Source organism: Mesorhizobium sp. HAY1-8B (assembly GCF_056868045.1).
In genome coordinates, this window is sequence record NZ_CP200321.1 from 6,796,802 (window position 1) to 6,823,783 (window position 26,982).

At 64.4% G+C, this 26,982-nt stretch carries 22 protein-coding genes; 15 read left to right on the plus strand and 7 right to left on the minus strand.

Annotation, left to right across the window (positions count from 1 at the left end; genetic code table 11):
• Window positions 1–196 precede the first annotated feature (196 nt).
• The 5 genes from AC1VON_RS32670 to AC1VON_RS32690 all read left to right on the plus strand — a co-directional run bounded on the left by AC1VON_RS32670 (window position 197) and on the right by AC1VON_RS32690 (window position 3,915).
• The gene (locus AC1VON_RS32670; RefSeq protein WP_483126139.1) at window positions 197–880 is read left to right on the plus strand and encodes a hypothetical protein; all 684 of its coding nucleotides are present in this window, start codon (window positions 197–199) and stop codon (window positions 878–880) included.
• Between the two features lie 131 nt (window positions 881–1,011).
• Window positions 1,012–1,335, plus strand: a complete 324-nt coding sequence (locus AC1VON_RS32675) for a hypothetical protein (protein ID WP_483126140.1) — start codon at window positions 1,012–1,014, stop codon at window positions 1,333–1,335.
• A gap of 40 nt (window positions 1,336–1,375) precedes the next feature.
• A complete protein-coding gene (gene msrA / locus AC1VON_RS32680) occupies window positions 1,376–2,038 on the plus strand; it encodes a peptide-methionine (S)-S-oxide reductase MsrA (protein WP_483126141.1) in 663 nt (220 codons plus the stop codon).
• A 337-nt stretch (window positions 2,039–2,375) separates the two neighbouring features.
• Window positions 2,376–3,365, plus strand: a complete 990-nt coding sequence (locus AC1VON_RS32685) for a BMP family lipoprotein (protein ID WP_056577707.1) — start codon at window positions 2,376–2,378, stop codon at window positions 3,363–3,365.
• An 88-nt stretch (window positions 3,366–3,453) separates the two neighbouring features.
• A complete protein-coding gene (locus AC1VON_RS32690) occupies window positions 3,454–3,915 on the plus strand; it encodes a GNAT family N-acetyltransferase (RefSeq protein ID WP_483126142.1) in 462 nt (153 codons plus the stop codon).
• On the opposite strand, the gene AC1VON_RS32695 is transcribed toward AC1VON_RS32690, so the two are convergent.
• Together AC1VON_RS32695 and AC1VON_RS32700 are read right to left on the minus strand one after the other, a co-directional pair.
• The gene (locus tag AC1VON_RS32695) at window positions 3,910–4,296 is read right to left on the minus strand and encodes a hypothetical protein (protein ID WP_483126143.1); all 387 of its coding nucleotides are present in this window, start codon (window positions 4,294–4,296) and stop codon (window positions 3,910–3,912) included. The two genes, AC1VON_RS32690 and AC1VON_RS32695, sit on opposite strands and share 6 nt — an antisense overlap.
• A gap of 17 nt (window positions 4,297–4,313) precedes the next feature.
• Complete coding sequence (locus AC1VON_RS32700) at window positions 4,314–4,523, minus strand: SlyX family protein (protein ID WP_056577711.1); 210 nt, start codon at window positions 4,521–4,523, stop codon at window positions 4,314–4,316.
• 216 nt (window positions 4,524–4,739) lie between these two features.
• On the opposite strand from AC1VON_RS32700, the gene AC1VON_RS32705 reads away from it, so the two are divergent.
• The 6 genes from AC1VON_RS32705 (at window position 4,740) to deoA (ending at window position 11,182) form a co-directional block, all read left to right on the plus strand.
• On the plus strand, window positions 4,740–6,272 hold the full coding sequence (locus AC1VON_RS32705) for an ABC transporter ATP-binding protein (protein ID WP_483126144.1): 1,533 nt from the start codon (window positions 4,740–4,742) through the stop codon (window positions 6,270–6,272).
• Entirely contained in the window at window positions 6,269–7,408 is a 1,140-nt protein-coding gene (locus AC1VON_RS32710) for an ABC transporter permease (protein WP_483126145.1), read from the plus strand. The genes AC1VON_RS32705 and AC1VON_RS32710 overlap by 4 nt, the downstream gene beginning before the upstream one ends.
• 1 nt (window position 7,409) lies before the next feature.
• Window positions 7,410–8,480 (plus strand): ABC transporter permease, encoded by a 1,071-nt coding sequence (locus AC1VON_RS32715; protein WP_172348615.1) that lies wholly within the window; start codon window positions 7,410–7,412, stop codon window positions 8,478–8,480.
• 167 nt (window positions 8,481–8,647) lie between these two features.
• Window positions 8,648–9,040, plus strand: coding sequence for a cytidine deaminase (gene cdd, locus AC1VON_RS32720; protein WP_172348614.1), 393 nt, complete (start codon window positions 8,648–8,650; stop codon window positions 9,038–9,040).
• Between the two features lie 13 nt (window positions 9,041–9,053).
• On the plus strand, window positions 9,054–9,863 hold the full coding sequence (locus AC1VON_RS32725) for a purine-nucleoside phosphorylase (RefSeq protein WP_172348613.1): 810 nt from the start codon (window positions 9,054–9,056) through the stop codon (window positions 9,861–9,863).
• Window positions 9,863–11,182 (plus strand): thymidine phosphorylase, encoded by a 1,320-nt coding sequence (gene deoA / locus AC1VON_RS32730; RefSeq protein ID WP_483126146.1) that lies wholly within the window; start codon window positions 9,863–9,865, stop codon window positions 11,180–11,182. The genes AC1VON_RS32725 and deoA overlap by 1 nt, the downstream gene beginning before the upstream one ends.
• A gap of 18 nt (window positions 11,183–11,200) precedes the next feature.
• Here deoA and AC1VON_RS32735 read toward each other — a convergent pair whose 3' ends face one another.
• The 3 genes from AC1VON_RS32735 to AC1VON_RS32745 all read right to left on the minus strand — a co-directional run bounded on the left by AC1VON_RS32735 (window position 11,201) and on the right by AC1VON_RS32745 (window position 13,638).
• Window positions 11,201–11,764: a TIGR02281 family clan AA aspartic protease gene (locus AC1VON_RS32735; protein WP_172348611.1), complete on the minus strand. Its 564-nt coding sequence runs from the start codon at window positions 11,762–11,764 to the stop codon at window positions 11,201–11,203.
• 121 nt (window positions 11,765–11,885) lie between these two features.
• Window positions 11,886–12,515: a uracil phosphoribosyltransferase gene (upp, locus tag AC1VON_RS32740; RefSeq protein WP_010911460.1), complete on the minus strand. Its 630-nt coding sequence runs from the start codon at window positions 12,513–12,515 to the stop codon at window positions 11,886–11,888.
• 148 nt (window positions 12,516–12,663) lie between these two features.
• On the minus strand, window positions 12,664–13,638 hold the full coding sequence (locus AC1VON_RS32745) for an adenosine deaminase (RefSeq protein WP_483126147.1): 975 nt from the start codon (window positions 13,636–13,638) through the stop codon (window positions 12,664–12,666).
• A gap of 134 nt (window positions 13,639–13,772) precedes the next feature.
• Between AC1VON_RS32745 and ubiE the strand changes: the two genes are divergently transcribed.
• The 3 genes from ubiE to coaBC all read left to right on the plus strand — a co-directional run bounded on the left by ubiE (window position 13,773) and on the right by coaBC (window position 17,754).
• Window positions 13,773–14,549, plus strand: a complete 777-nt coding sequence (gene ubiE / locus AC1VON_RS32750; RefSeq protein ID WP_483126148.1) for a bifunctional demethylmenaquinone methyltransferase/2-methoxy-6-polyprenyl-1,4-benzoquinol methylase UbiE — start codon at window positions 13,773–13,775, stop codon at window positions 14,547–14,549.
• Between the two features lie 70 nt (window positions 14,550–14,619).
• The gene (ubiB, locus tag AC1VON_RS32755; RefSeq protein ID WP_172348608.1) at window positions 14,620–16,194 is read left to right on the plus strand and encodes a 2-polyprenylphenol 6-hydroxylase; all 1,575 of its coding nucleotides are present in this window, start codon (window positions 14,620–14,622) and stop codon (window positions 16,192–16,194) included.
• A gap of 90 nt (window positions 16,195–16,284) precedes the next feature.
• A complete protein-coding gene (gene coaBC, locus AC1VON_RS32760; RefSeq protein ID WP_483126149.1) occupies window positions 16,285–17,754 on the plus strand; it encodes a bifunctional phosphopantothenoylcysteine decarboxylase/phosphopantothenate--cysteine ligase CoaBC in 1,470 nt (489 codons plus the stop codon).
• Between the two features lie 63 nt (window positions 17,755–17,817).
• Here the strand turns inward: coaBC and AC1VON_RS32765 are convergent, their stop codons facing one another.
• Window positions 17,818–18,393, minus strand: a complete 576-nt coding sequence (locus AC1VON_RS32765; protein WP_483126150.1) for an invasion associated locus B family protein — start codon at window positions 18,391–18,393, stop codon at window positions 17,818–17,820.
• Window positions 18,394–18,428: 35 nt separating this feature from the next.
• The gene (locus AC1VON_RS32770) at window positions 18,429–25,970 is read right to left on the minus strand and encodes an autotransporter outer membrane beta-barrel domain-containing protein (RefSeq protein ID WP_483126151.1); all 7,542 of its coding nucleotides are present in this window, start codon (window positions 25,968–25,970) and stop codon (window positions 18,429–18,431) included.
• Between AC1VON_RS32770 and AC1VON_RS32775 the strand changes: the two genes are divergently transcribed.
• Complete coding sequence (locus AC1VON_RS32775; RefSeq protein ID WP_483126152.1) at window positions 25,917–26,627, plus strand: hypothetical protein; 711 nt, start codon at window positions 25,917–25,919, stop codon at window positions 26,625–26,627. The genes AC1VON_RS32770 and AC1VON_RS32775 overlap by 54 nt on opposite strands.
• Window positions 26,628–26,982 lie beyond the last annotated feature (355 nt).

Sequence of the window (26,982 nt, forward strand, 5' to 3'; positions counted from 1 at the left end):
CCGGCCACATGGTGTTTCGCAAGGCCGCTGTCGCCCCCGTTTTTCGAGGCGCCCGCGCCGCGAATGATGTGCACAGGCAAGCCAGCAGGGCCGGCCGTGCTTGACTTCGCCGCCGGGCGCCTGTCGAGTGAAGCAGAGGCTTTGCGGGGGGCATCGTCCGGACATGACATCAGGTGAGCAACCGGGCAGTGGACGGATGCCGGCCGGGCGCCCGGGCAACGACCTGTCCTACGTCCCCGTGGGCTGGCTCATCTTCGTCATGGCCTGGTCGGTCTATGGCCTGGCGTCGGCCTGGTGGCTAGTCGGAAATTCCGGCCTGCCGGACAAGATCTTCTATTTCCTCCTTGGCGGGCTCGTCGCCAATGTCATCACCATCCTGTGGGGGCTTTATCTGCTCGGCCTTGCCTTCGGTCGCTCCGGGCGTTTTCCACGCCATTTCACCATCTGGCAGGTCGCCACCATCGTCTGGCTGCTGGCAAGGCAGGCCTATGTGCTTACCGTGCCGGATTTCGTCTTCTCCGCCAGGAGCCTGAGCATCACCGCCATCGAGATCGGCATCGGCCTGCTTTGCATCTACCTGGTGCGCCGCGGCTCCGGCGCCGAGACCGTTTATGCCAAGCCGGAAAGCGAGGCACCGCCGGTCCTCGTCTCGATTGTCGCCGCCTTGCTCGGCATCATCCTCGGAGCCGTTGTCGGCGCCCTGGGCGGCTTCTTCGCCGGTTCCGTGATCGCCGAGGTCGCCGAGGTCAGCTGCTTCGAGGGCGGCTGCGGCTATTTCGCCGCCTTCATCGGCCTGGCCGGGCTGGTTATCGGCGCGATCGGCGGTGGTATTCTCGCGGTCTGGTTCGTTCACCGGCGCGGACGCAAGCCGATGGCGTAGGGGCGGCAGGCCCAAGCCTTCAAATTCGCGTATCGCGGTTGCGGCCACGTCGCGCGCATTCTATTTCTCGTTTCGGGACATGTGCCGGAGATCCCAGGGAAAGCGTCTGGGATCGGTCGGGGGAGAGCTTGATGTTTCGCTTCATTTTTCGTCTTGCCGCCATGGTCGCGCTGTCGGTCTCCGTCATCATGGCGGTGCTCGACACGACGCGCACGGTGGCGGCTTCGGCCCTTGTGCTGACCCCGCTCAACGCCAGCTGGCTGGCCGTCTCGCCGGACACGCGGGCGGCATTCGAAACCCTTGTCCGCGCCAAGGCCGGCCCGCTTCTGTGGGATGGCGCCGTCGCCTGGGTGCTCAACCAGCCGGGCTTTGCCGTGTTCGCGGTGCTGGCCTTCCTGCTTTACGCCATCGGCTACAAGCGCCAGCGGCGCACAGGCCAATTCGCCGACAATTGATCGATTTCTTTGCATCCTGCCAAGGGAAGGAAGGCCACGAATGTTCTTTCTGAGCGACATGCTGAACCGGAAACTCAATCTGCCGAAGCCGTCCGAGGCGCTGCCCGGCCGCGCCAGGTCGATCGCGACCGCGCCCAGGCACTTTGTTTCGAAACGGCCGCTCAAGGGCCCCTATCCCGATGGGCTTGAGACGGCGATATTCGGGCTCGGCTGCTTCTGGGGCGCAGAGCGCCTGTTCTGGCAGACCGAAGGTGTCTGGGTCACGGCTGTCGGCTATGCCGGCGGCATCACGCCCAACCCGACCTATCAGGAAACCTGCACCGGTCTGACCGGCCATGCCGAAGTGGTGCTGGTTGTCTTCGACCCGGAAACCGTCTCCTATGCCGACCTTCTGCGGCTGTTCTGGGAAAGCCACGACCCGACCCAAGGCATGCGCCAGGGCAATGATGTCGGTACCGTCTACCGCTCCGCGATCTATACATCGGGCGATGCGCAATTCCAGGCGGCGCGCGCTTCGCGCGAGGCCTACCAGGCCTCACTGCGGAGTGCCGGCCACGGCGGTATCACCACCGAGATCGCGTCGGCGCCCGCCTTCTATTTCGCCGAAGCCGACCATCAGCAATACCTGGCGAAAAACCCTCACGGCTACTGCAACCTCAAGGGCACCGGCATCGCCTGCGCCGTGCCGTCCGCCACCTCCTGACGGCCAGAGAAATTCCAGGAAAAGTGCGAAGCGGTTTTCCCGGGGAAAGCGCATGGCGCTTTCCCCACGGGAATTGCGTCGAAACAAGAAGTTAGAGCGCTTCGGCATATCCGTGAAACGACGAACCACTCTATCGCGCAAGGATCGGACTGCGGCACGGCCTGCCCGCGGCACGCTTTTCCAAAAGGTCAAAATTCCGCGTGAATTTTGTTTCGGGCCGTGCCAGATTGCCGCCGAGCGGGAGGAAATACACTCCTGGCTGACGTCGCGTGCCTGCCGCAGAACCGGGCGGGCAAGCGGGGCGTAACGGAAAAATAACCGACAGGGTGTGGATCACATGAAACGTATCGTTCTCGGCCTCCTGGCCGCAACCGCAATGGTTCTTCCGGCTTTCGCCGCCGATGTCCAGCCGGCCATCCTCTATGATCTGGGCGGCAAGTTCGACAAATCCTTCAACGAGGCAGCCTACCATGGCGCCGAGAAGTTCAAGACCGAGACCGGCACGCCCTATGTCGAGTTCGAGGTGTCCAACGCCTCGCAGCGCGAGCAGGCGCTGCGCCGCTTCGCCGAGGACGGCCACAACCCGATCGTCATGGCCGGCTTCGCCTGGGAGGACGCGCTGAAGAAGGTCGCGGCCGAATACCCCGATCTCAACTTCGCCATCATCGACGATGCCGTCGACCTGCCCAATGTCCGCTCGCTGGTATTCAAGGAGAACGAAGGCTCCTACCTAGTCGGCATCATGGCCGCGATGGCATCGAAGTCCAAGAAGGTCTCCTTCATCGGCGGCATGGACATCCCGCTGATCCGCAAGTTCGAATGCGGCTATGTCGGCGGTGCCAAGGCGGCCGGCGCGACCGAAGTCATCCAGAACATGACCGGCGACACGCCGGCTGCCTGGAACGATCCGGCCAAGGGCGGTGAAATCGCCAAGACGCAGATCGACCAGGGCTCCGACGTGGTCTATGCCGCAGCCGGCGGCACCGGCGTCGGCGTGCTGCAGGCGGCGGCTGATGCCGGCAAACTCGGCATCGGCGTCGATTCCAACCAGAACGGCCTGCAGCCCGGCAAGGTGCTGACTTCGATGATGAAGCGCGTCGACGTTGCCGTCTACACCGCCTTCATGGACGGCAAGAACGGCACCTTCAAGGGCGGCCTCGAGAACCTCGGCCTCAAGGAAGGCGGCGTCGATTATGCCATGGACGACAACAACAAGGCGCTGGTGACCGACGAGATGAAGGCCGCCGTCGAAAAGGCCAAGGCCGACATCATCGCCGGCAAGATCCAGGTGCACGACTATACGGCCGACAACGCCTGCCCATATTGATCGGCAAACACCAATTTGCGAACCGCCGGGCTTGTCCCGGCGGTTTTGTTTTTTGGAAGATCCTGACGGACGACGCACCGAGGCAAGAGTGACGCCGATCATAGAACCCATGACCGAGCACGACGTCGAGGCGGTGGTACGATTGCGTGCTGCCGCATTTTTCGAGGGCAGCGCAAGGACACCGGACGAGGACACCGCCGGGCTCGGCATGCTGCTGGCCGGGAACGGCTTCGAGGCGGCGCTTGTCGCTCGGATCGGCGGCATTGCGGTCGGGACATGCCTGCTGGTTCGCCACGAGTTGGAACCCGCGCATGAGCTGACGCCATGGCTGGCCGGATTGGTCGTCGATCATGACCACCGCAACAAGGGGATCGGTCGCGCGCTGGTCGCGGCCATCGAAGCGCATGCGGCGTCGATCGGCGTGGAGAGGCTCTACCTCTATACCTGGGAAGCGCGTGATTTCTACGCAGGGCTCGGCTGGGTAGTGGTCGAGGCGCTCGAGCAGGACGGTCACCCAATGCTGCTGATGGCGCGCGAACTCGGCCTATAATTGGCCCATCAGATAGCCGAGCGCGAAGACCGCGATCAGCACGATGGCGATGACGGTGCCGCGCCGGCCGCCAAGCGAATGAACACCAACGCCGTAAGGCCTGCGCTCCAGCCTGCGGATCACCGCCGAAGGTTTTGCCTCGTCACGGCCGCGCATCTGCGGCAGTTCGGCAATGCGTTGCGAGATCAGCCGCCACCGATCGTGGCCGCCCGACGGTGTGGCGCGGTCGAAGACATGCATGCGTTCGGCAAGCCGCAACACCGTGTCGCGGAAGGCAGGATCGATCTCCAGATCGCGCTCTGCCCGTTCACGCTCGGCATCGTTCATCAAGCCGAGCACATAGTCGCCGGCCCGTGCGATGCGATCGCCTTCACTGGCCATGGCTCCCGCCCCCTCCCCTACCAGTGCGGCGGCTTGGTCACGGGCACGTCGGGCGCCGCCTGTTCCTCCAACGCCAGGAAGCGCTCGGTCAGGGCGTCAAGCTTGCGCTGCATGCGCTCGATCACCGTCCACTGCTCGGCGATCTGGCCCGACAATTCCTCGATGGTCTTCTCCTGCTCTGCGGCGCGGATTTCCAGCGTCGTCAGCCGGTCGGCGGGCATGGTCATGCAAAGTCCCCAGTCTTGTACCGCGATGCCTTGCGCCACAAATGTCAAATCGGCTTCGCCATATTAGCGAATGTGAGAGCGTCGGCCACGTTCGAAATTGACAAGCGCGCGGGGATTTGTCGAGAGTGGGCTCTGCTCGGGCCAATTGGCATGAGCGGAGCGTCATGCTAGGCATTTTGACCAAGCGATAAAAAAATAAGAGTGGGACAAGGCTGCATGGTGCAAGCGGCAATCGAACTGATTGGCATCAACAAGAGTTTCGGCGCGGTTCGCGCCAACCGCGACATCAATCTGGAGATCGCGCGCGGCACCATCCACGGCATTGTCGGCGAGAACGGCGCCGGCAAGTCGACGCTGATGTCGATCCTCTACGGCTTCTACCAGGCCGACAGCGGCGAGATCCGCGTAGGCGGCAAGCCGGCTTCGATCAAGACGCCGAATGACGCCATCGCGCTCGGCATCGGCATGGTGCACCAGCATTTCATGCTGGTCGATAACTTCTCGGTGCTGGAAAACATCATCCTCGGCGCCGAGAATGATGCGCTCCTCAAGAGCAGCATCGCCAAGGCGCGTTCGGAGCTGGAGCGGCTGGAGCGGGAATACGGGCTGGAGGTCGATCCAGACGCCATCATCGAGGAACTGCCGGTCGGCCTGCAGCAGCGCGTCGAGATCCTCAAGGCACTCTACCGCGGCGCCGAGATCCTGATCCTCGACGAGCCGACGGGCGTGTTGACGCCGGCCGAGGCCGACCACCTCTTCCGCATCCTCAGGCAGCTGAAGGAACAGGGCAAGACGGTGGTCCTGATCACCCACAAGCTGCGCGAGATCATGGCCATCACCGACACCGTGTCGGTGATGCGCCAGGGCACGATGGTGGCGACCAGGGAGACGAAGAAGACCACTGTCGAGGAACTGGCCGAACTGATGGTCGGTCGGCGCGTGCTCTTGAGGGTCGAGAAGGGCGAGGCGCAAGCCGGTGCCGTCAAGCTCGCGGTCGAGAAGCTGACGGTCAAGGATACGCGCGGCGTCACGATGGTCGACGACATCTCCTTCGACGTGCGCGCCGGCGAGATCGTCGGCATTGCCGGTGTCGCCGGCAATGGTCAATCCGAACTGCTGGAGGCGATTTCCGGCATCAGGCGTGCCGTTTCCGGCTCGGTCCTGCTCGACGGCAAGCCGATCGACCTGACCGGGGCGGCCGATCCGGGCGAACTGCGCGACCGGGGGCTGGCCCACGTGCCGGAGGATCGCCACCATGTCGGCCTGGTGCTGGCCTTCGAGGAGCACGAGAATTCGATCCTCGGCTATCACGACGACCCCCGCTATCTCAAAGGGCCGTTCCTCAACGTCGATGCCATCATGGCCGATGCCAGGGACAAGATCGAGAAATACGATATCCGTCCGGCCAATCCGCGCCTGAAGACCGCCAATTTCTCCGGCGGCAACCAACAGAAGATCGTACTGGCGCGGGAGATCGAACAGGATCCCGGCGTGCTGATCGTCGGCCAGCCGACGCGCGGCGTCGATGTCGGCGCCATCGAATTCATCCACAAGCGCCTGATCGCCATGCGCGACCAAGGCAAGGCGGTGCTGGTTGTGTCGGTCGAGCTCGACGAGATCCGCTCGCTCTCCGACCGCATCCTGGTGATGTTTGCCGGCCGCATCGTCGGCGAGCGCGGTCCGGAGGCGACCGAGGGCGAGCTTGGCCTGCTGATGGCGGGTGTCGAGCGCCAGGAGGCCGCCCTTTGAGCACGCCTTACGCCAAATTGCCGGCCTGGGCCGACTATGGGCTGATCCCGCTGATCAACCTGTCTGTGGCCTTCATCGTCGCCGGCTTCGTCGTGCTTCTGGTCGGCGAAAATCCGTTCCGCGCCGCCGTCATCCTGGTCGAGGGTGCCTTCGGCAAGGGGACAGGCATCGCCTTCACCCTGTTCTATGCCACCACCTTCATCTTCACCGGGCTTTCGGTGGCGGTGGCGGCGCATTGCGGCCTGTTCAACATCGGCACCGAGGGACAGGCCTACATTGCCGGCCTCGGCATCGCCATCGTCTGCCTGTCCTTCGACAGCGTGCTGCCCTGGTGGCTGACCTTCCCGCTGGCCATCGTCGCATCGGCGCTCGTGGGCGCCTTGTGGGCGCTGATCCCCGCCTATCTACAGGCCAGGCGCGGTTCGCACATCGTCATCACCACCATCATGTTCAACTTCATCGCCGCCTCGATCATGGTCTATCTGCTGGTCGGGCCGTTGAAACCGGCCGGATCGCAAGCCCCGCAAACCCGCAACTTCCTCGCCGGCGCCGAACTGCCGAAACTCAACTGGATCATCGAACTGTTCGGCGCCAAGATCCGTTCGGCACCGCTCAACGTCACCTTCCTGCTGGCGCTGGTCATGGCCTTCCTGGTCTGGCTGCTGATCTGGCGCACCAGGCTCGGCTACGAGATGCGCACCTATGGCCACAGCCCCAAGGCGGCGCGCTATGCCGGCATCTCGGAAACCCGCATCATCATCACCGCGATGATGATCTCGGGCGCGCTGGCCGGCATGATGGCGCTCAATCCGGTGATGGGCGACCAGCACAATGTCGCCATCGACTTCGTCTCCGGCGCCGGTTTCGTCGGCATTGCCGTGGCGCTGATGGGGCGCCTGCATCCGGTCGGCATCGTGCTGGCGGCGATCCTGTTCGGCATGCTCTATCAGGGCGGCGCCGAACTCGCCTTCGAGATGCCGGCGATCAGCCGCGACATGATCGTCATCATCCAGGGGCTGGTGATCCTGTTCGCCGGCGCGCTCGAACACATGTTCAGGCCCTACATCCAGGCGTTGTTCGCCTCGTTCAGTCCGCGGTCGGTCGGCATGGAAGCGGTCAAGGGAAAGGGCGCCTGAGATGGATCTTCTCAACGCTGTCGTCCAGGTCCTCGACTCCACCATCCGCCTTTCGGTGCCGCTGTTGCTCGCCTGCCTTGCCGGCCTCTTCTCCGAGCGATCCGGCATCTTCGACATCGGCCTGGAAGGCAAGATGCTGGTCGGCGCCTTCGCCGGGGCGGCCGCGGCCTCGGTCTTCCACTCGGCCTTTCTCGGCCTTGGCATGGCCATCCTGATCTCGGTCGCCTTCGCCATGGTGCACGGCTTCGCCTCCATCACCCATCGCGGCAACCAGATCGTGTCCGGCGTGGCCATCAACTTCATCGCCGCCGGATCGACCATCATCCTGGGCCAGGCCTGGTTCCAGCAAGGCGGGCGCACCCCGGCCCTGCAGCCGGGCGAGCGGTTTGAATCGATAACGGCTGATGTGATCTCGAACTTCCTGTCCACCTACAGCTTCAACACCGCAAGCCTCACCGATGTCCTGGCTTCGATACGCGGGCTCATCCTTTATCTGCCGGCGCTGCTGTTCGATGCGCTCGCCAGGATCCCCGGCTTCGGCCCGGTGTTCGCCGAGCTTGTGCTTGGTCATTCCATCCTCGTCTATTTCGCCTTCGCGATGGTGCCGTTCACCTGGTGGGTGCTGTTTCGCACCCGCTTCGGCCTCAGGCTGCGCGCCGTCGGCGAGAACCCGGCCGCCGTCGACACCGCCGGCATCTCGGTCGCCTGGCTGCGCTATCGCGCGCTGATCTGCACCGGCATCCTGACCGGCGTCGCCGGCGCCTATCTGTCGATGGTGCAGAATGGCGGCTTCGTGAAGGACATGACCGCCGGCAAGGGCTACATCGCGCTCGCCGCGCTGATCTTTGCCAAATGGAAGCCGGTCAACGCCATGTTCGCCTGCCTGCTGTTCGGCTTCCTCGATGCCGCGGCAATCCGCCTGCAGGGCTCGCCGCTGCCGATCATCGGCAAGGTGCCCGTGCAGTTCATGCAGGCGCTGCCCTATATCCTCACCGTCATCCTGCTCGCCGGCTTCATCGGCAAGGCAATCCCGCCACGTGCCGGCGGCGTGCCCTACGTCAAGGAACGCTAGTGCATGTCGCCCAAAAGTGACCTCGGTTTTGGGAGAACGACATGCATAAGACAAAGAGTTGAAGCGCGTCGCATGAATCCGTTCCGACGCGACGCGCTTTAAGGGGCGACGGCTCGGCGCAAGGACGCGCCGGCTTTTGGACACGATCATCGGAGAGAACAACTGAAATGTCGCATGATCTGTTCGAAGCGGCCAGGACCGCCATGGCCAAGGCCTATGCGCCCTATTCGAAATTTCCGGTGGGCGCCGCCTTGCGCACCGAGGACGGACGCGTCTTCACCGGCGCCAACATCGAGGTTGCCTCCTATCCGGAGGGCTGGTGCGCCGAGACGACAGCGCTTGGCCACTACGTCATGGCTGGCGGCGGCAAGATCGTCGAAATCGCCGTCCTTGCCGAACGCATGGCCAAATGCTCGCCTTGCGGCGGCTGCCGCCAGCGGCTGGCCGAGTTCTGCCGGCCGGACACAAAACTCTACCTCTGCGACAATACCGGCGTCGTCGAGACCGTGACCATGGGCGACATGCTGCCCTATGGTTTTCGCGGCGATATCTTGAAATGACGGGCTGGCTGCAATGACCGAAAAGGCGGTGGACCATCTTATCGAAAGGCTGGACGGCCTAGCGCCGTCGACGGCGCTGGTGCTGGGTTCGGGCCTCGGCGGCCTTGTCGACCGGATCGAGCACCCGGTCCGCGTCTCCTATGCCGACCTGCCTGGCTTTCCCAGGAGCGGCGTCAGCGGCCATGCCGGCGAGGTGGTGGCGGGACTGTTTGCCGGCACGCCGGTACTGATGCTGTCCGGCCGCGCCCACTACTACGAGCATGGCAACGCGGCGGCGATGCGCCCTGTGCTGGAAGTGCTCGCCGGCATCGGCATCACGAAACTGATCCTCACCAATGCCGCCGGTTCAGTCGATCCCGACATGTTGCCGGGATCGGTGATGCTGATCACGGACCACATCAATTTCTCGGGCACCAACCCTCTGATCGGCGAACCGAGCGACCGCCGCTTCGTCGGCCTGACCGAAGCCTATGATGCCGGCATCCGCAAGGCCATCGAGCGCGCCGCGAAGGCGACCGGCACCGTGCTGCACAAGGGCGTCTATATGTGGTTTTCCGGCCCCTGTTTCGAAACGCCGGCCGAAATCCGCATGGCGCGCATCATGGGCGCCAACGCCGTCGGCATGTCGACGGTGCCGGAAGTCATTCTCGCCCGCTTCCTCGGGCTGCGCGTCGCCGCCTGTTCGGTCATCACCAATCTGGCCGCCGGCATGACCGGAGCCGAGCTTTCACACCAGGAGACCAAGGATATGGCGCCAGTCGGCGGGTCGCGGCTGGCAACGGTCCTGCACAGAGTGTTCCGCGACGGGCTGCTGGAGAGCTGATGCTTCCGCAGGAAATCATCCGCCACAAGCGAGACGGCCACAGGCTCTCGGCCGGTGAAATCGCTGCCTTCATCGACGGCGTGACCTCGGGCGCCGTCACCGATGGCCAGGCCGCGGCTTTCGCCATGGCTGTGTTCTTCAACGGCATGAACCGCGACGAGGCCGTGGCGCTGACGCTCGCCATGCGCGATTCCGGCGATGTGCTCGACTGGTCGGACTTGCCCGGCCCGGTCACCGACAAGCATTCGACCGGCGGCGTCGGCGACAATGTCTCGCTGATGCTGGCGCCGATCGTCGCCGCCTGCGGCGCCTATGTGCCGATGATCTCGGGCCGCGGCCTTGGCCATACCGGCGGCACGCTGGACAAGATGGATGCGATCCCCGGTTACACCAGCCAGCCCGATATCGCGCTGTTTCGCAAGGCGGTGCTGGAAACGGGCTGTGCCATCATCGGCCAGACCGGCGACCTGGCGCCGGCCGACCGCCGGCTCTATGCCATCCGTGACGTCACCGGCACCGTGGAATCGGTGCCGCTGATAACCGCCTCGATCCTGTCGAAGAAGCTGGCAGCCGGCCTGGGCTCGCTGGTGCTCGACGTCAAGGTCGGCAACGGCGCCTTCATGGAGAAGTCGCGCGACGCGACCGCGCTCGCCAACAGCCTCGTCGAGGTCGCCAGCGGCGCCGGGCTAAAGGTTTCGGCGCTGATCACCGGCATGAGCGAACCGCTGGCCTCGGCCGCCGGCAATGCCGTCGAAGTGCGCAACGCCGTCGATTTCCTCACCGGCCGTCTTCGCGACAAGCGGCTGGAGGACGTGACGCTGGCGCTGGCCGCCGAAATGCTGCAGTCGGCGGGGCTGGTGTCGTCCAACCAGGATGGCATGCGGCGCGCCACGGAGACGCTTACCAGCGGCCGCGCCGCCGCCACCTTCGCGCGCATGGTGGCGGTGCTTGGCGGCCCAACGGATTTCATCGAGAGGCCGGAAAAATATTTGCCCGACGCGCCAACCGAATTCGTGGTCAAGACGACGGCAAACGGGTTCGTCACCGGCATCGCCACCCGCGACATCGGGCTTGCGGTGGTTGGCCTGGGCGGCGGGCGCACGAGGCCTGACGATAAGGTCGACCCGGCGGTCGGCATCACCAGGCTCCTGCCCATAGGCGCGGAAGTACATGTTGGAGATGCTCTGGCGTTGATCCACGCCCGCTCACCCTCTGATGCCGAGGCCGCCGCCGCGACTGTGGTTTCGGCCTATGCGATCGGCGCTTCGAAACCACCGGCGGACAAAACCGTCATCCGGCGGATCTTGCCGCGCGGCTGACCGAGCCACGAGCGCCTGCTATTGGACGAGCAGCAGAGTGCCGTTTTCGGCCTGATATTTGCCGAGCCGATTGAGGAAGCTCATGCCGATCAGGTTGGTGCGTAACGCCTTGTCGTCGAGCACGATGGCCTGCACACCATCGACGCTGATGCTGCCGATCTGCAGTCGGTCGATCATCACCACAGCCGCCTTGATCGAGCCGTTGGCGGTGTTGACCTCATGGCTGAAATCGGACGGATTGAGCGACAGCCCGATCCGGCGCGCCGTCGACGTATTGACCGCGACCAATGTCGCGCCGGTGTCGATCATGCCGTCGACCTGACGACCGTTGAGTTTGAAGGTCGACGAGAAGTGTCCGCGCCCATCCGCCGCGACGACGACCTTGCGGCCGGTTGGCAGCGGCGCCACAGGCTTGTCGGGAACCGACGCCAGGTTTACATCCGGTCGCGTCTGCGCCTCCGGCCTGGCCGTCACCGTCGATTTCAGCAGGTTTTCGAAGATCTGCGGATTCGATTGATAGACGACAGGGATCGACGCCGACGTACCGGCAAAGACGCTGAGGATGAGAAGCTTGCGCAGCATGGATCGGCCTTTGTTACGGTCGATCCTTTAGCGCCGGATGGTGTTTGCCGCTTTAACGCGGGGCCAAACCATGTCTTTTGCGTAAACGCTTGGTAAATCCTACCAGGCAACTTTGCCTGTATTATTTCGTCCCGTACATGCGATCGCCAGCGTCACCGAGACCCGGCATGATGTAGCCCTTCTCGTTCAGCTGCCGGTCGATGGACGCGGTGAAGACCGGAACGTCCGGATGTGCCTTGGTGAAGCGCTCGATGCCTTCGGGTGCCGCCAACAGGCACAGGAAACGGATGTTGGTGGCGCCGCGCCCTTTCAGCTTGTCGATCGCCGCGATCGCCGAATTGGCGGTCGCCAGCATCGGGTCGACCACGATCACCAGCCGGTCGGCGAGATCACTTGGCGCCTTGAAGAAATATTCGACCGCCTCCAGCGTCTCATGGTCGCGATAGAGGCCGATATGGGCAACGCGCGCCGCCGGCACCAGGTCGAGCAGGCCTTCCAGCAAGCCGTTGCCGGCGCGCAGTACCGAAGCGAAGACCAGTTTCTTGCCTTCCAGCGTCGGCGCTTCCATGGTCTCGATCGGTGTTTCTATGGTCGTCGTCGTCAGTTCGAGATTGCGGGTGACCTCGTAGCCGAGCAGCAGCGATATCTCGCGCAAGAGGCGCCGGAAGCCGGCCGTCGAAGTCTCCTTCTTGCGCATGATGGTCAGCTTGTGCTGGACAAGCGGATGGTCGACGACGGTGACGCCCTTCATGATGTTCTCCTGATGCGTGTCGCCCGAAACCGCGCGCATGGATCCTTTCGGACGTGTCGCGCTTCAAGCTACCTGGCCGAACCCTAGCGACAATGGACCGGCCAAGGAACCGCTTGGCCGCCACCGACCACAGCTTTGTCGGAAGAAATCAGCGCGCCGCGCCGTTCAGCCGGGCCAGAAGTGCCGCCTTGGTCTTTCTGTCGACGAAGGCGGCCTCGATGGCGGTCCTGGTGAGGGCTGTCAGCGCCTTCTCGTTCATCGCGAAATGCTCCGCCGCGATATCGTATTCGCGCTTCAGCGAGGTCCAGAAATAGGGCGGATCGTCGGAGTTCAGCGTCACCTTGCAGCCTGCCGCCTGCAGGGCGGGAAAAGGATGATCGGCAAAACTGTCGAACACCTTGAGCGCGATGTTGGAGCCGGGGCAGCATTCCAGAACGATGCCCTCTTCGGCGATACGCCGGACAAGGTCAGGATTCTCGATGGCACGCACACCGTGGCCGATACGGGAGGGCTTGATATGATCGAGCGCCGCCTGCACGGTTTCCCACCCCGTCAGTTCGCCGGCATGAACGGTGATGCCCAGCCCGGCCTCGCGGGCGATCTCGAAAGCCCTGACATAGTCCTCCATGTCGCCGATGCGCTCATCGCCGGCGACGCCGAAGCCGGTGACCAGCGGATGCCCGCAGCGCGCCGCGAAGCGCGCGGCCTGTTCGATCGACTCGACGCCGACATGGCGCACGCCGGTGACGATCATGCGGCCCTCTATGCCCGTCTTGGCCTTGGCGCGAAGCATGCCTTCACCGAGCGCGTCCGTATAGGCCTTGGGCGACAGCCCGGCTTTCGTCGCATGATCCGGCGAAGTGAACACCTCGGAGTAGATCGCCCCATCGCGGGCAAGGCTGGTCAGATAGTGGTCGGCCAGCCGCGCATAGTCCTCCTCCGTGCGAAACAGATCGGCGGAAAAGTCATAAGCCGCGAGAAACGAGGTAAAGTCGTGCCAGACGAAGGAACCGTTCTGGATATAGGGCGAAGTGTCCTTGCCGTATTTCTGCGCCTGCCGGATGACGAGTTCGGGCGCCGCTGCCCCTTCGACGTGGCAGTGCAATTCCGCTTTCAAAGGCATTCAAACATCCCGTCGGTCAGTCCAGGTCTTGAAAACCCACCACCTGGAAGCGCGGCTGAACACCGCGCCTTAAACAATAGCGCCCACAGCATCGATCGGCTATGGTCCCGCCGGTTTTATGACGGATCAAAAAAATGTCAGTTGAGAGAACCACGGCCGCGGGCGGCATGGAAACCTCCTATGGTTTCAAGCGTGTGGGGGAAGGCGAGAAGCAGTCCCTGGTCAACGATGTTTTCCACAAGGTCGCCAACCGCTACGACCTGATGAACGACCTCATGTCGGGTGGCCTGCACCGGCTGTGGAAGGACGCCATGGTCACCTGGCTCAATCCACCGAAGCGGGCGGGCTGGAAGGTTCTGGATGTGGCCGGCGGCACCGGCGACATCGCCTTCCGCATCGTCGATGCCAGCCATGGCAACGCGCATGCGACCGTGCTCGATATCAACGGCTCGATGCTCGCCGTCGGCCGCGACCGGGCGCAGAAAAAGGGCTTGTCCGGCAACACCGATTTCGTCGAGGCCAATGCCGAGGAATTGCCCTTCGCCGATGCCACATTCGACGCCTACACCATCGCTTTCGGCATCCGCAATGTGCCTCGCATCGATGTCGCGCTGAGCGAAGCGTTCCGCGTGCTGAAGCCAGGCGGCCGTTTCCTGTGCCTCGAATTTTCCGAGGTCGAGATGCCGCTGCTCGACAAGGCTTACGAAGCCTGGTCGTTCAACGCCATTCCCAAGATCGGCAAGATGGTCACCGGAGACGGCGAACCCTACGCCTATCTGGTTGAATCGATCGCGAAATTCCCCAACCAGCGGAACTTCGCGGCAATGATTTCACGCGCCGGTTTCGATCGCGTTTCCTTCCGCAACTATTCCGGCGGCATCGCGGCACTGCATTCGGGCTGGAAGCTTTGAGGCTGCACCGCATTTCCCATCCTCGCCATGGCCTGTGCCGGTTCGAAGAGCCGGCGGGATCGGTCCAGCCATGAGCACGGTCAGCGCAGGATTCCGGCTGGTACGGGCCGGCTGGGTGCTGGTGCGCGAAGGCGTCGTTGCCGCCTTGCCCGGCGAGGAACTGTCCGGCCTGCCGAAATTCGGCTGGCGGCTGGCGCGGCTGTTCACCCGCCGCCGCGCGCTGGACTATGAGCGCAGCGACCGCTTGGCCAAGGCCGTGGTCCGGCTCGGCCCGTCCTATGTCAAGCTCGGCCAGTTCCTGGCGACGCGCCCCGACGTCGTCGGCAACGACATGGCGCTCGATCTCGCCATGCTACAGGACAAGATGCACACCTTCCCCAAGGCCGAGGCGGTCGCGGCCATCGAAGCCTCGCTCGGGCGCAAGGTGGGCGATCTCTACGCCGAGTTCGGCGACCCGGTCGCCGCCGCTTCCATCGCCCAGGTGCATGCCGCCGAAACCATCCATGACGGCGCCGCGACCAAGGTGGCGGTGAAAGTGATCCGGCCCGGCGTGCGCCGCCGCTTCTTCCAGGATCTCGAAAGCTATTTCCTCGCCGCTCGCCTGCAGGAGAAGTACATCCCCTCCTCACGCCGGCTGCGGCCCGTCGAGGTCACCGAGACGCTGGCGCAGACCACCAAGATCGAGATGGATCTGCGCCTCGAGGCGGCGGCACTCTCCGAACTTGGTGAGAACACGAAGGACGATCCCGGCTTTCGCGTGCCATCCGTCGACTGGGAACGCACCGGCCGCGACGTGCTGACCATGGAATGGGTCGACGGCGTCAAGATGAACAACATCGCGGGCCTCGAAGCCGCCGGCCACGACCTCAAGGCGATCGCCGCCAACCTCATCCAGTCGTTCCTGCGCCACACTTTGCGCGACGGCTTCTTCCACGCCGACATGCATCCCGGCAATTTGTTCGTCGAAGCCAACGGCACCATCGTTGCTGTCGATCTCGGGATTGCCGGCAGGCTCGGCAAGAAGGAGCGCCGCTTCCTCGCCGAAATCCTCTACGGCTTCATCACGCGCGACTACCTGCGCGTCGCCGAAGTGCATTTCGAGGCCGGCTACGTGCCGCGCCAGCACAATGTCGCGGCCTTCGCGCAAGCGATCCGCGCCATTGGCGAGCCGATCCACGGCCAGCCGGCCGAGACCATTTCGATGGCCAAGCTTCTGACGCTGCTGTTCGAGGTGACCGAACTCTTCGACATGGCGACGCGGCCTGAACTGATCCTGCTGCAGAAGACCATGGTGGTGGTCGAGGGCGTGGCTCGCACACTCGATCCGGCCTTCAACATGTGGAAGACGGCCGAACCGGTGGTCGGCGGCTGGATCGCCGGCAACCTTGGCCCGCGCGGCATGATGATCGACGCGCGCGACGGCGCCAAGGCGCTGCTGACGCTCGCCCGCCAGGCGCCCGAGCTTGCCGCGCGCACCGACCGGTTGTCGCGTGAGATCGACTTGATGGCCGAGCACGGCCTGCGCTTCGACGAGACCACGGCGCGTGCCATCGGCAAGGCCGAGGCGCGCTACAGCCGCTCCGGGCGGGTGGCGCTGTGGGTGATCGCGCTGACGCTGGTTTATATCGCCTGGAAGATTCTTTAGGCCCGACCGTCAAGGCTTGGTCCGCAACTTGCAGCGGTTTGATTGCATCGCTATCATTGCTATCGATAATGATGAGCAGAGTGCAGTCAGATGGCAAGCATCACGATCCGCAACCTTGATGACGAGGTCAAGGAGTTGCTGCGCCGGTTGGCGGCGGAAAATGACCGTTCGATGGAAGAACAGGCACGGGTGATGATCCGGGCGGCTGTCGATGGCCAGATCGGACCCGGCCGTATCGACCAGATCGAAAAGACCCTTCGCGAACTCACCAGTGCGCACGGTACGGCGACGCCGGTGGCCTCTCCGGCAGGCAAGATCTTTCCACGAGGCACGCTTTCCGGCAAGCGCATCCTGCTCATCATCGGTGGCGGCATTGCCGCCTACAAGGCGCTCGACCTGATCCGCCGGCTGCGTGAGCGCGGGGCGGCGGTGCGGGTGGTGATGACATCGGCAGCACAGGAATTCGTCACCACGCTTTCCGCCGGCGCGCTCTCGGCCGACCATGTCTTCACCGAATTGTTCGACCGCAACGATGAGCATGATGTCGGCCATATCAGGCTGTCACGCGAGGCCGACCTTCTGGTGGTGGCGCCCGCCACCGCAGACCTGATGGCCAAGCTCGCCAACGGTCACGCCAACGACCTTGCCTCGACCGTGCTCGTCGCCACAGACAAGCCCGTGCTGATGGCGCCGGCGATGAACCCGAAAATGTGGTCGCATGCCGCAACACGCCGCAATCGCGCGACATTGGTCAAGGACGGCATCACCTTTGTCGGCCCAGCCAGGGGCGAGATGGCCGAGAGCAATGAGGCCGGCGAAGGCCGCATGGCCGAACCGCTGGAGATCGTCGCCGCGGTCGAGGCGCTGCTCGATGCCGGCCCCAAGCCGCTGGCAGGGCGCAAGATCATCGTCACCTCCGGCCCGACGCATGAGCCGATCGACCCGGTGCGCTATATCGCCAACCGTTCGTCCGGGAAGCAGGGCCACGCCATCGCCGCGGCATTGGCAAGGCTGGGTGCCGATGTGCGCCTCGTCTCCGGTCCCGTGAGCATTGCCGATCCAGCCGGCGTGAAGACCATCCATGTCGAACGTGCGCAGGAGATGCGCGATGCGGTCGAACAGCTTTTGCCCGCCGACGCCGCGGTGTTCGTTGCCGCCGTCGCCGACTGGCGCAGCGAGAATTCGGCCGGCGAAAAAATCAAGAAGGTGGCGGGTGAAGGCCCGCCGGTGCTGCGCATGGTGGAGAACCCCGACATCCTTGCCGGCGTCGGTCATCACAGCCAGCGGCCTGGCCTTGTTGTCGGCTTCGCCGCCGAGACGCAGGATCTCTTGCGCAATGCCGAGGCCAAGCTCAGGAAGAAAGGCGCCGATTTCATCGTCGCCAACGATGTGTCGCACGAGAGCGGCATCGGCCCTTCGGGTGTCATGGGTGGTGATCGCAACCGGGTGCGGATCGTGTCGAAGACCGGTGTCGAGGAATGGCCAGAGATGACCAAGGACGAGGTGGCGGCGCGGCTCGCCGCCCTCATTGCCGAGAGGCTGAAGACAACAGTCGTTTGACGCGCATTGGATAAGATACGCGGCGCCTGTTGGACGCCGTGTATCAGATACCGCCCTGAGCCGTCAGTTTGACAAGAGTTGCGCTGTGCGGGCGAGCGCCCCGCTGAAGCCGTTGAGCGGAATGGAAAAGTTCACCGCTTGTCCGGTATCGGCCGCGAAGGCGTCGATCTTCAGCGTGGTGCCGTTCTTGAGCAGCGGCGTGATATTGGCGTCGAACGCCACAGGCACCAGGCAGCCGACCACCTGGCAGGTGTTGAATGCCAGGCTGCCGTCCAGCTTCTGGTCGTCGATGGTCAGGGTGACGCCCTTGGCGAGCGCCAGCCCAAACGGCAGGGCGAGGGTTCCCGTCGCATCGTCGCCGGTCTTGCTCGACAACTCGATCGCCAGCAGCCGCTGGTTGCTCTGCTTGTTGAACTGCTGGTGCGACAGACTGCAGACCTTGTTCGTGCCCGATATCTGGCAATTGACCGTCCAGTCGCCATGGGTCTCGGACAGGGCCGATGCACCGCCGGGCAGCTGCGGCGCATCGGCGGCGGCCGGCGCCACCACCTTGTCACCCTTGGTCTGCGCGGCCATGGCCGGCAGACCGACAATGCAGGCCGCACTCAGCACTGCCGCGAAATACACGTATTTCCTCATCAAGACCCCTCCCGCCCGGCTCGGTCCCGGGCCAGCTAGAAGCTGACCTTGAGAGACGCGCTGACTGCGTTCTGTTTCACCATTTCGCCGAAGGCGCCGTTGTACCTGACGGACATGCCGACGCCATTGACGCCATTCAGCTCAAGCCCGGCGCCAACCCGATAGAGCGGCGAATCGACCGTTTCCGTCAAGTGCAATGCGGGATTGCCGGGCAGATTCTGCGCCGCCGCGAAACCGCCTTCGATTTCCCAGTCCTTGTTGGAGAACTCCACTCCGGCCTTTCCGTAGAGGCGAAGGCTGGCAATATCGCTGAGCGCGATATCCGTGCCGATCTCGAGCGCGGGTGTCGCCGAATAGTATGTATTTGCACTGCCGTCGAAGTTGAAGGCGGCGACCGAGCCCTCTTCCTTTCCGGAAACGCGCAGCCAGCGCGCGTCGAACTGCAGCGTAGGCTGCAGGTAGAACGCACCCATCTGCTGGGTAACGCCGAACCGCGCCGAGCCGCCGAACATGGCGGTTTTCTGGGTGTAGGTAACGCTGTCGCCGATGCCCGGCAGCATTTCCGCGTCCAGATAGTGCCCGTCCAAAGTCTCGCCGGGGATGAAGAACGCCGGATCGATATGGGTGTCGCGTTCGCCGTTGAACGAACCAGTTCCGCCGCCAAGCGCAAAGTCGGCAAAATAGTTATGGTTGGCGTATTTGGCCAGCGCGTAAGCCTGCCAGGCTTCACCGGTGGTTTGTGAGAGCAATTGTCCGTTGAACCCGATCTTGGAATCGAACTCTGTACGCCCGATCGTGGCACCGAGCGACCAGTTCTGGCCGACCTCGCCGATGCCGCCAAGCGACATCGTCTTCAAGACGTCATCGCGGCTTGTGGTTCCAGCACCCGCATCGCGGCTGTACTCGGCCTGCGGGCTGATCGACGCCCAGATGCAGCGGCCATCGGCGTTCTTGTAGGCTGGCGCGCCGGTGCACTCGCGCGCCGCCTCCAGCATCATGTCGGTTTCGCGATTGATCATGTCGAACGTATGCACGGCATAGTGCGGCGTCAGCCGGGTCAACGCCTCGCCAATTTCTGCTTTGCTTGGCAAGAAGCGCACCAGGTTGATCAGCCGCGCCATCGGATTGTCCGGGCTGGACGACGCCTCGACGTCATCGAGATATTGCGCCATCTGGTACACGCCCGGATCATTGACGCCGGACTGCGGATCGTGCGCGAGTTGCAGGAAGGTCTGGTTGTCGGTGGTCAGTACCAGATCGGTACCGTGTTCGACCTCGAATATGAAATTGAAGCCCGCCGCCGGATGGTCCACGGGCATCGTCGCCACGATCTGCGAATTCGCCGCCATGGAAGACCCCGTGGCTATCGTATAGGCGGTAAACAGCTTGTCGATGGATAGGAAGTTGAGCGGCGCGGTGCCATCGAACTTGCCTGCTCCTGTCAACGCAAGAGCATCGGTGGTCTGGTTGTTGAGGTCGATGTCGGTAACGAAACGGCCGGAACCGTCCTGGTTAAATCCGCCGCCGACGTCGACCTTCGCAACCACGCCGATGCCCTGGTTTGTATACAACCCGTCATTGGTGTACATCCCGCCGCCAAGATTGAGGGTCTTGAGCCCGACCATCGAGGCATCGGCGAAATTGTGGAAGCTGTTATTGCCGCCGCCGAGATCGATGTTGCCGATGACGCGTCCGAGCGTGTCGCCCAGCGGCGAATTGTCGACATGGTCATCACCCGAGGTGCCGGTGATGGCCAGCGGACTGAAATCGTCGAGCAGGGATTCCAGGATTGCGTTCGTCGGCACCACCGGACCTGGCGCCAGCAGGAAGGTCTGGAACGCCTGGAACTGCGAAGCCTGAATCTCGAATGTCGGCGTCGCTCCCATCGCATAGAGCAGGCTGTGGTTGGTCAGCGTGTTGTTCGCGCCGCCGACGAGCATGGCCGCGACGCCGGTACCGGCGCCGCCGATCGTGTATTGGCCATTCAGGTTTATGGTAATGTTGCCTTTTGCGCCCTTGGCCGTGCTCTCACCATAGACGGCCACCGAATCCGCGCCCTGCGCGAACAGGCTGTCTCCGGCGGTCAGATCGACCGCGTGCGCATCACCGTCGCCGGTCGCGCTCTGTCCAAACATCGCATAGGAGCTCGCACCCTTCACCCAGACCTGGCTCATGGCCGTTGCCGACGCCGCCGCCGCATCGCCGATGCCACCGCCGGAACCGGCGGCGCCGGTGGAGAGCGTGCCGGCCAGACCGCCGCCGCCCCCGACCGCTTGGGCCACGATGCCATGTGCCCGCTCGCCATCAGTGACGATCGCGCCATCTTGCTCGATGGTCACCGTGCCGCCATTGCCCTTGGCGCCTGCAAACGTATTGAACCCGATGGTGTTGTTGTCGATGCCGCTGCCGCCATCCGCCGTGGCCCCGAAGCGCCCGAAGCCGGCGCCGCCGATGCCGCCACCGCCTCCGACTGACTGCGCGATGATGGCGACCGCATCGACACCATGCGTGGTGATAGTGCCGGTGCGGATCACGGTCACATCGCCGCCATCGCCACCGTTGCCGCCAAGGCCGCCGATGCCGAGCGCGTTCGAGGTTTTGCCTTTTGCATCGCCGCCCACGCCGCCGCCGCCCCCGACCGACTGCGCCACAACGCCATGCGCGCGGTCGCCAAAGGTTTCGATCGAGCCGGAAACCTCAACCCGGACATCGCCGCCATCGCCGCCATTGCCACCCTTGCCGCCGAGGCTGAGGGCAAAGGAATCGGACCCGGCGAAGTCGGACGAAACCGTTCCGCCATAACCGCCGCCGCCGCCGATGGACTGGGCGAAGATGCCGTATGAACCGTCCTTGTGTGTGATGATCTCGCCATCGTTGGTGACGGTGACCTTGCCGCCATCGGCCTTGTTGTCGGGGCCGCCGATCACCGGGATCGGAATCCCGTTGGGTACGCTGGCGCCGCCACCGATTGTCATGTCTGCTTCCGATGCGCCGGTCGCAGCACCCGAAGCGCCGCCGCCGCCGCCAACCGACTGGGCAAGAATGCCGTGCGAGATATAGCCCAGTGTCTCAATCCTGCCGGAGTTGTTGACCTCGACCTCGCCGCCGGTGCTGCCGCTGCCGCCTTGGCCGCCGATATACATGGTGACTGCCGTCTCGGCCTTGCCGGTCTCCGTCGAGCCCGCGCCGCCCGCACCGCCGCCGCCGCCCACCGACTGTGCGAAGATACCGTGCGAGTTGTCGTCCTGCGTCAGGATCGAACCGCTCTTCAAGTTCTGGACGTGAACCTTGTCGCTGCTACCGCCGGCACCGCCAGCCCCACCGAGGCTCAGCGTGATGGCGATCTTCGAATCGTTGGATGACGTGCCCGACGCGCCGCCGACGCCGCCGGAGCCACCGATCGACTGCGCCAGGATACCGTGGGAATTGGCCTTGTCGGTTTGAATGATGCCGCCGTTTTCGACATTGACCTTGCCGCCATTGCCGCCGACGTCACCCGCGCCGCCAAGCGACAGGTTTACCGCGACTTCACCGCCATCGCTCTTGCCCTTGCTTTCGCCGGCACCACCTGCGCCGCCGCCGCCGCCGACCGACTGCGCGAAGATGCCGATTGAACGCTCCTGCTTGGTCCATATCGTTGCGCCGGCCAAGTTGGAGACATCGACCTGGTTGCCATTGCCACCCTTGCCACCCGCGCCGCCGAGCGAGCCGCCGATTGCGTAGGTACCAAGCACGCCGGAGCTGGACGAGCCGCCGACGCCGCCGCCACCACCGATCGAATTGGCGCTGATGCCATAGGAATCGGCGCCGTCTGTGATGATCAGATTGCGGTTGGTGACCGAAACCGTGCCGCCGTTGCCGGCACCGCCGGCTCCAAGCGCGATCGCTGCGCCGATACCGACCGAGGTTTCCCCGGCGTCGCCTGGGCCGACGATATCCTCTTTGGTCGAAGCCGAGCCGCCGCCGCCGCCGCCGCCGCCGATGGACATGGCGAGGATGCCGACCGAGTTGAACCCGCTGGTGCGGATTTCGCCCGAATTGTCGACCGCGACACCGACCTTGCCGTCGAAACAAGTGGCATTACCGCCCGCGTCCGCGGCGCATGCGGCATCGTTGCCGTCGCCGCCATTGCCGCCGATGCTGACATTTGCGGTAACGCTCGTGCCCGCGGTGCCGCCGACATGGAACGCCTGCGTGTTTGTTGCACCGCCCATGCCGCCGCCGCCGCCGATCGATTGGGCAACAATGGCGGACGAATAATCGCCGTCGGTGGTCAGATTGGCGGAGTTCGTAACATCCACGGCACCGGATTTGTTGCCTGTGCCACCCGCGCCGCCAACACCGACGTTGACCGCGACGTTGACGCCGTTTTCAGTGCCGAGATCGGCCGTCGCGCCATTGGTCGCCCCGCCATTGCCGCCGCCGCCGCCGATCGACTGGGCAACGATCGCGGCGCTCATGTCCCCACTCGTGTTGATCGTCATGGCGTTATGAACGGAGACATCGCCACTGATGTTGCCCTTGCCACCGCCGCCGCCGATGGTAACCGTCGCATTGATACTGGCATTGACCCCGAAGCCGCCCGCGGCTCCCCAGGAATCGCCGCCATTGCCGCCGCTGCCCGCCACCGATTGTGCGAGAATGCCGATCGCGTTGGCGCCTTTGGTAACGATGCTGCCGCCGCCATTCATGCCGCTGTCGACGATGACGCGGTCGCTCATGCCACCATCACCACCCCAGCCGCCAACCGTGACACCGAGTGCAACGCTGACTCCGGTGCTGGCAGCACCCGAAATCGTAGCGGCGCGACCGCCATTACCGCCGCCGCCGCCGATCGACTGGGCGACGATGCCGCCGGAACCGGCTGCGTCCGTATCAGCAATCAGGTTGCCATCGGCCCGAACCGTTACCTTGCCGCCATTGCCTCCGTTGCCGCCCTCGCCGCCCACGGCAACCCCGACCGAGGCGGACACGTAGAGACCGGCGCTGACCGCACCTGAATAGGCCGAGCCGCCATTGCCGCCACTGCCGCCTACAGATTGCGCGAGGATGGCCTTCGAGCCCATGCCGCCGACATGAATGTCACCTTTGTGGGTAACCGTGACCTGGTTGCTGAGATTGCCATCGCCGCCACCGCCGCCGATCGCCACGGAAGCTGCGCCGAACACACCGACAGCAAACGTTCCGACAGATCCGCCATTGCCGCCACCGCCGCCGACCGACTGAGCCAGAATGCCGTGTGAGAGAGAGCCCTTCGTCGTGATGTTGGTGGTGTTCTTGACCTCTGCCTCGCCTGCGGCACCGCCGGCCCCGCCTTTGCCCCCGATGCCTACCGCGGCAAAGGCGCCGGCCGCCATCGCGAACCCGCCATCACCGCCCGAGCCACCGACCGACTGCGCGAAGATGCCGATCGACATATCCCTGTCTGTGTTGATCTGGCCTGTGTTTTCGACATAGACCTTCTTACTTCCACCGCCCGACGCGCCATCGCCGCCAAGCGAGAAGGACGGCCCGCCAATCGAGACGGCAAAGCCGCCTGAACCGCCACCGCCACCGATCGACTGCGCCAGGATGCCGTGAGACTGGACACCTTCGGTGTGAACTGTCGCGCCATTGGTGACATCGACGGTCCAGCCCGCGCCGCCGCCACCGCCCTTGCCGCCGATGGTGACGTTGGCACCGAGGCCGGCCGAGGCCGTGCCGCCGCCATTGCCGCCACCGCCACCGATCGACTGGGCGATGATGCCGGTGGAGCGGTCACCCAAGGTGTGAATCAATCCCGAATGGATGCCGATCGTCACCGCCTTGGCGTCGCTGGCCGTGCCGGCCTTGCCGCCAATGCTGACTGCAGCCACCAAACCTGCGCCATTCAACGAAAAGCCGCCATTGCCGCCGCCGCCGCCCACCGACTGCACGATGACGCCAGCCGAATCCGACTGATGGGTCGTGACATTGAGTGCTGTCGTCGAGAAGAATTTTGCCGTCCCGGCTTCGCCGCCGCCGGCGCCTGAACCACCGATGCCTACGCTTGCATTGACGCTCAGGCCGAACTGGCCGCCGCCATTACCGCCACCGCCGCCGATTGACTGCACGATGATACCGGCCGACCTTTCGCGAAAAGTCTCGACCGAACCGTTGTAAGTGGCTTCCGTCGCCACCCCCTTACCGGCAGCGCCGCCTTTTCCACCCATGCCGAAGCCGGCAATCGCCGACAAAGTGCCGGCAAAACCGCCATTGCCGCCACCGCCGCCGACCGACTGTACGATCAGGCCAGCTGAATCCGCGCCGTCCGTGGTGATCGATTGCATCGCGCCCTCGGCCGTGCGCAACGTGACGGTATCGGCATCGCCGCCGCCTGCACCGTTGCCGCCGATACCCACACTGGCGCCGAAGCTAGCGGCGCCGGAAAAGCCGCCATTGCCGCCGCCGCCGCCGATCGACTGGGCGACGATGCCTGTCGCGCGATCGCCGGACGTGTTGACGCTGCCGCCGACCGTCGCGTCGACGACGCCGCCCTTACCTGCAGCGCCGCCGCTGCCGCCGACACTCACTGCTGCGGCTGTAGAGCCGGAAAGCGCAAAACCGCCATTGCCGCCACCGCCGCCGACCGACTGCACGAGCACGCCAATGGAATCGTCCCCGAGCGTGGTGACCTTGGCGTTCGCAACTTTATAGTTCACGCTGTCGCCGTCACCGGCGGCATTGCCCGAGCCGCCTACCGATACGCCCACCAATCCGCCGATGGCAACGGCGCCGCCGCCATTGCCGCCGCCGCCGCCAACCGACTGTGCGATGATGCCGCTCGCGGAACGGCCGTTCGTTTCAACGCTCACACCGGCGCCGGCTTGGTTGACGTTGACCACGCCACCCTTGCCGCCAGTGCCGCCACCGCCGCCGATGGCGACCGAGATCGCGGGGGCTACGCCGATGGCATAGCCGCCATTGCCGCCGCCGCCGCCAACCGACTGGATCAGGATGCCATGCGCGCCATCGCCGCCGTTTCCATCGACGCCGGTCTTGATGACGCCGCCAATATTGCCGGTGGCCGTACCGCCCTGGCCGCCGCCACTTGCCTTGCCACCGATCGAAACGAGACCGAATGCGCCGCCGCCATCGCCGCCGCCGCCGCCAACCGACTCGACCAGCATGCCAATGGCGCCTAGGCCGCTGGTAGTGATGTTGCCGGTATTGGTGCCCGTTGCCGCCCGGCCGTCATTGCCATCCGTACCCGCGCCACCCCCTCCGAACAGACCGAGGCCGCCACCGCCATCGCCGCCGCCGCCGCCAACCGACTGCACGACCATGCCGCTGGCAAAATCTCCCCGGGTGGTAATGGTCCCCGAATTTATCCCCTCGGCATTGCCGCCGATTGTCGGCACACCGCCGTTACCGCCCTCGCCGACGATACCGAAACCACTTGCGCCATCACCGGCGACGCCGCCCGCGGAACGCACAAGCATACCCTTCGAGAAGGTCCCATCCGTGGAAATGGAGCCGGCATTATCGCCTTTTGCGTCGCCGCCATGGCCGCCATTGCCGCCATTGCCGCCCTTGCCGGCACCGATCGCACCGCCCAAGCCGCCATTGCCGCCTCGCCCACCGCTGGAATTGACGGTGATGCCGTTCGAATTGTTGCCATGCGTGATGATGTTGCTTTCGATCGTGGTGGTGACGGTCGCCGTTCCGCCATCGCCACCCCGCCCGCCGACACCGCCCTTGCCGCCGACCGCGACGGCGAATGCCCATGCACCGTTACCGCCATCGCCACCGCTGGCGTCACCCGATATGCCGGGAGCATTATCTCCCGATGTCTCGAGGGCTCCAGATGCATTGTTTGTTATATCGACTGTTCCGCCCTTCGCGCCGTCGCCGCCTTTACCGCCTTTGATCTCCACAAAAGGCGGGACGGCAGTTGCATGGACAGCCGAGCCGCCATCTCCGCCGCGCCCACCCCGGGCGCTGCCCACGAAAGCGGCCTCGCCGGAGGTCGTGCGGCCAACACTATTCGTGCCTGTGGCCGGCGCGGTCGGGGATTTGCCGGGCTCGGCGTCGGCGGTACCGATCCCGTCGTCACCATCATCGCCCCGCGCACCATCCGTATTGATGGACAATTGCTGCGCATGGGCCGGGGACTGAGCATGAATCGAAACGAGCCCGACGAGCGCCGTCGCGCCGAGCAGGAGGGCAAGTCGTCTTTTAAGAACGGCAGGATGTTTGCCCACCTGCCCGGATAACCCCTCTGGCGGGGCCTCGCGGGTCTGATCCGCCTTGTTTGGGTCTCCGCCAGTCAATCCAAAAGGCCAGCGCGCAACAGCACGCTTTGAAACCAAAGCCATGCACTTCCCCCTTTAGGCAGGCGCTCTCAATCCCTCCTTGAGTTTGGTGCCCCCGCCAACCCACACAATAAAATGCCGGCATTCTGCAATAAGTCCGATGCATCGAGGCCGGCGTATCCGCATTCTCACTTGTTGAGTTCTGGCTAAATTAGACTACATTGACTTGTGCCAGATGAATTCGAGAACTTCCGTAAGGGACACTGGCCAAAGCCTTCGGCCTTTCATAGTCGTCATATGACGGCAATCTGCGGTC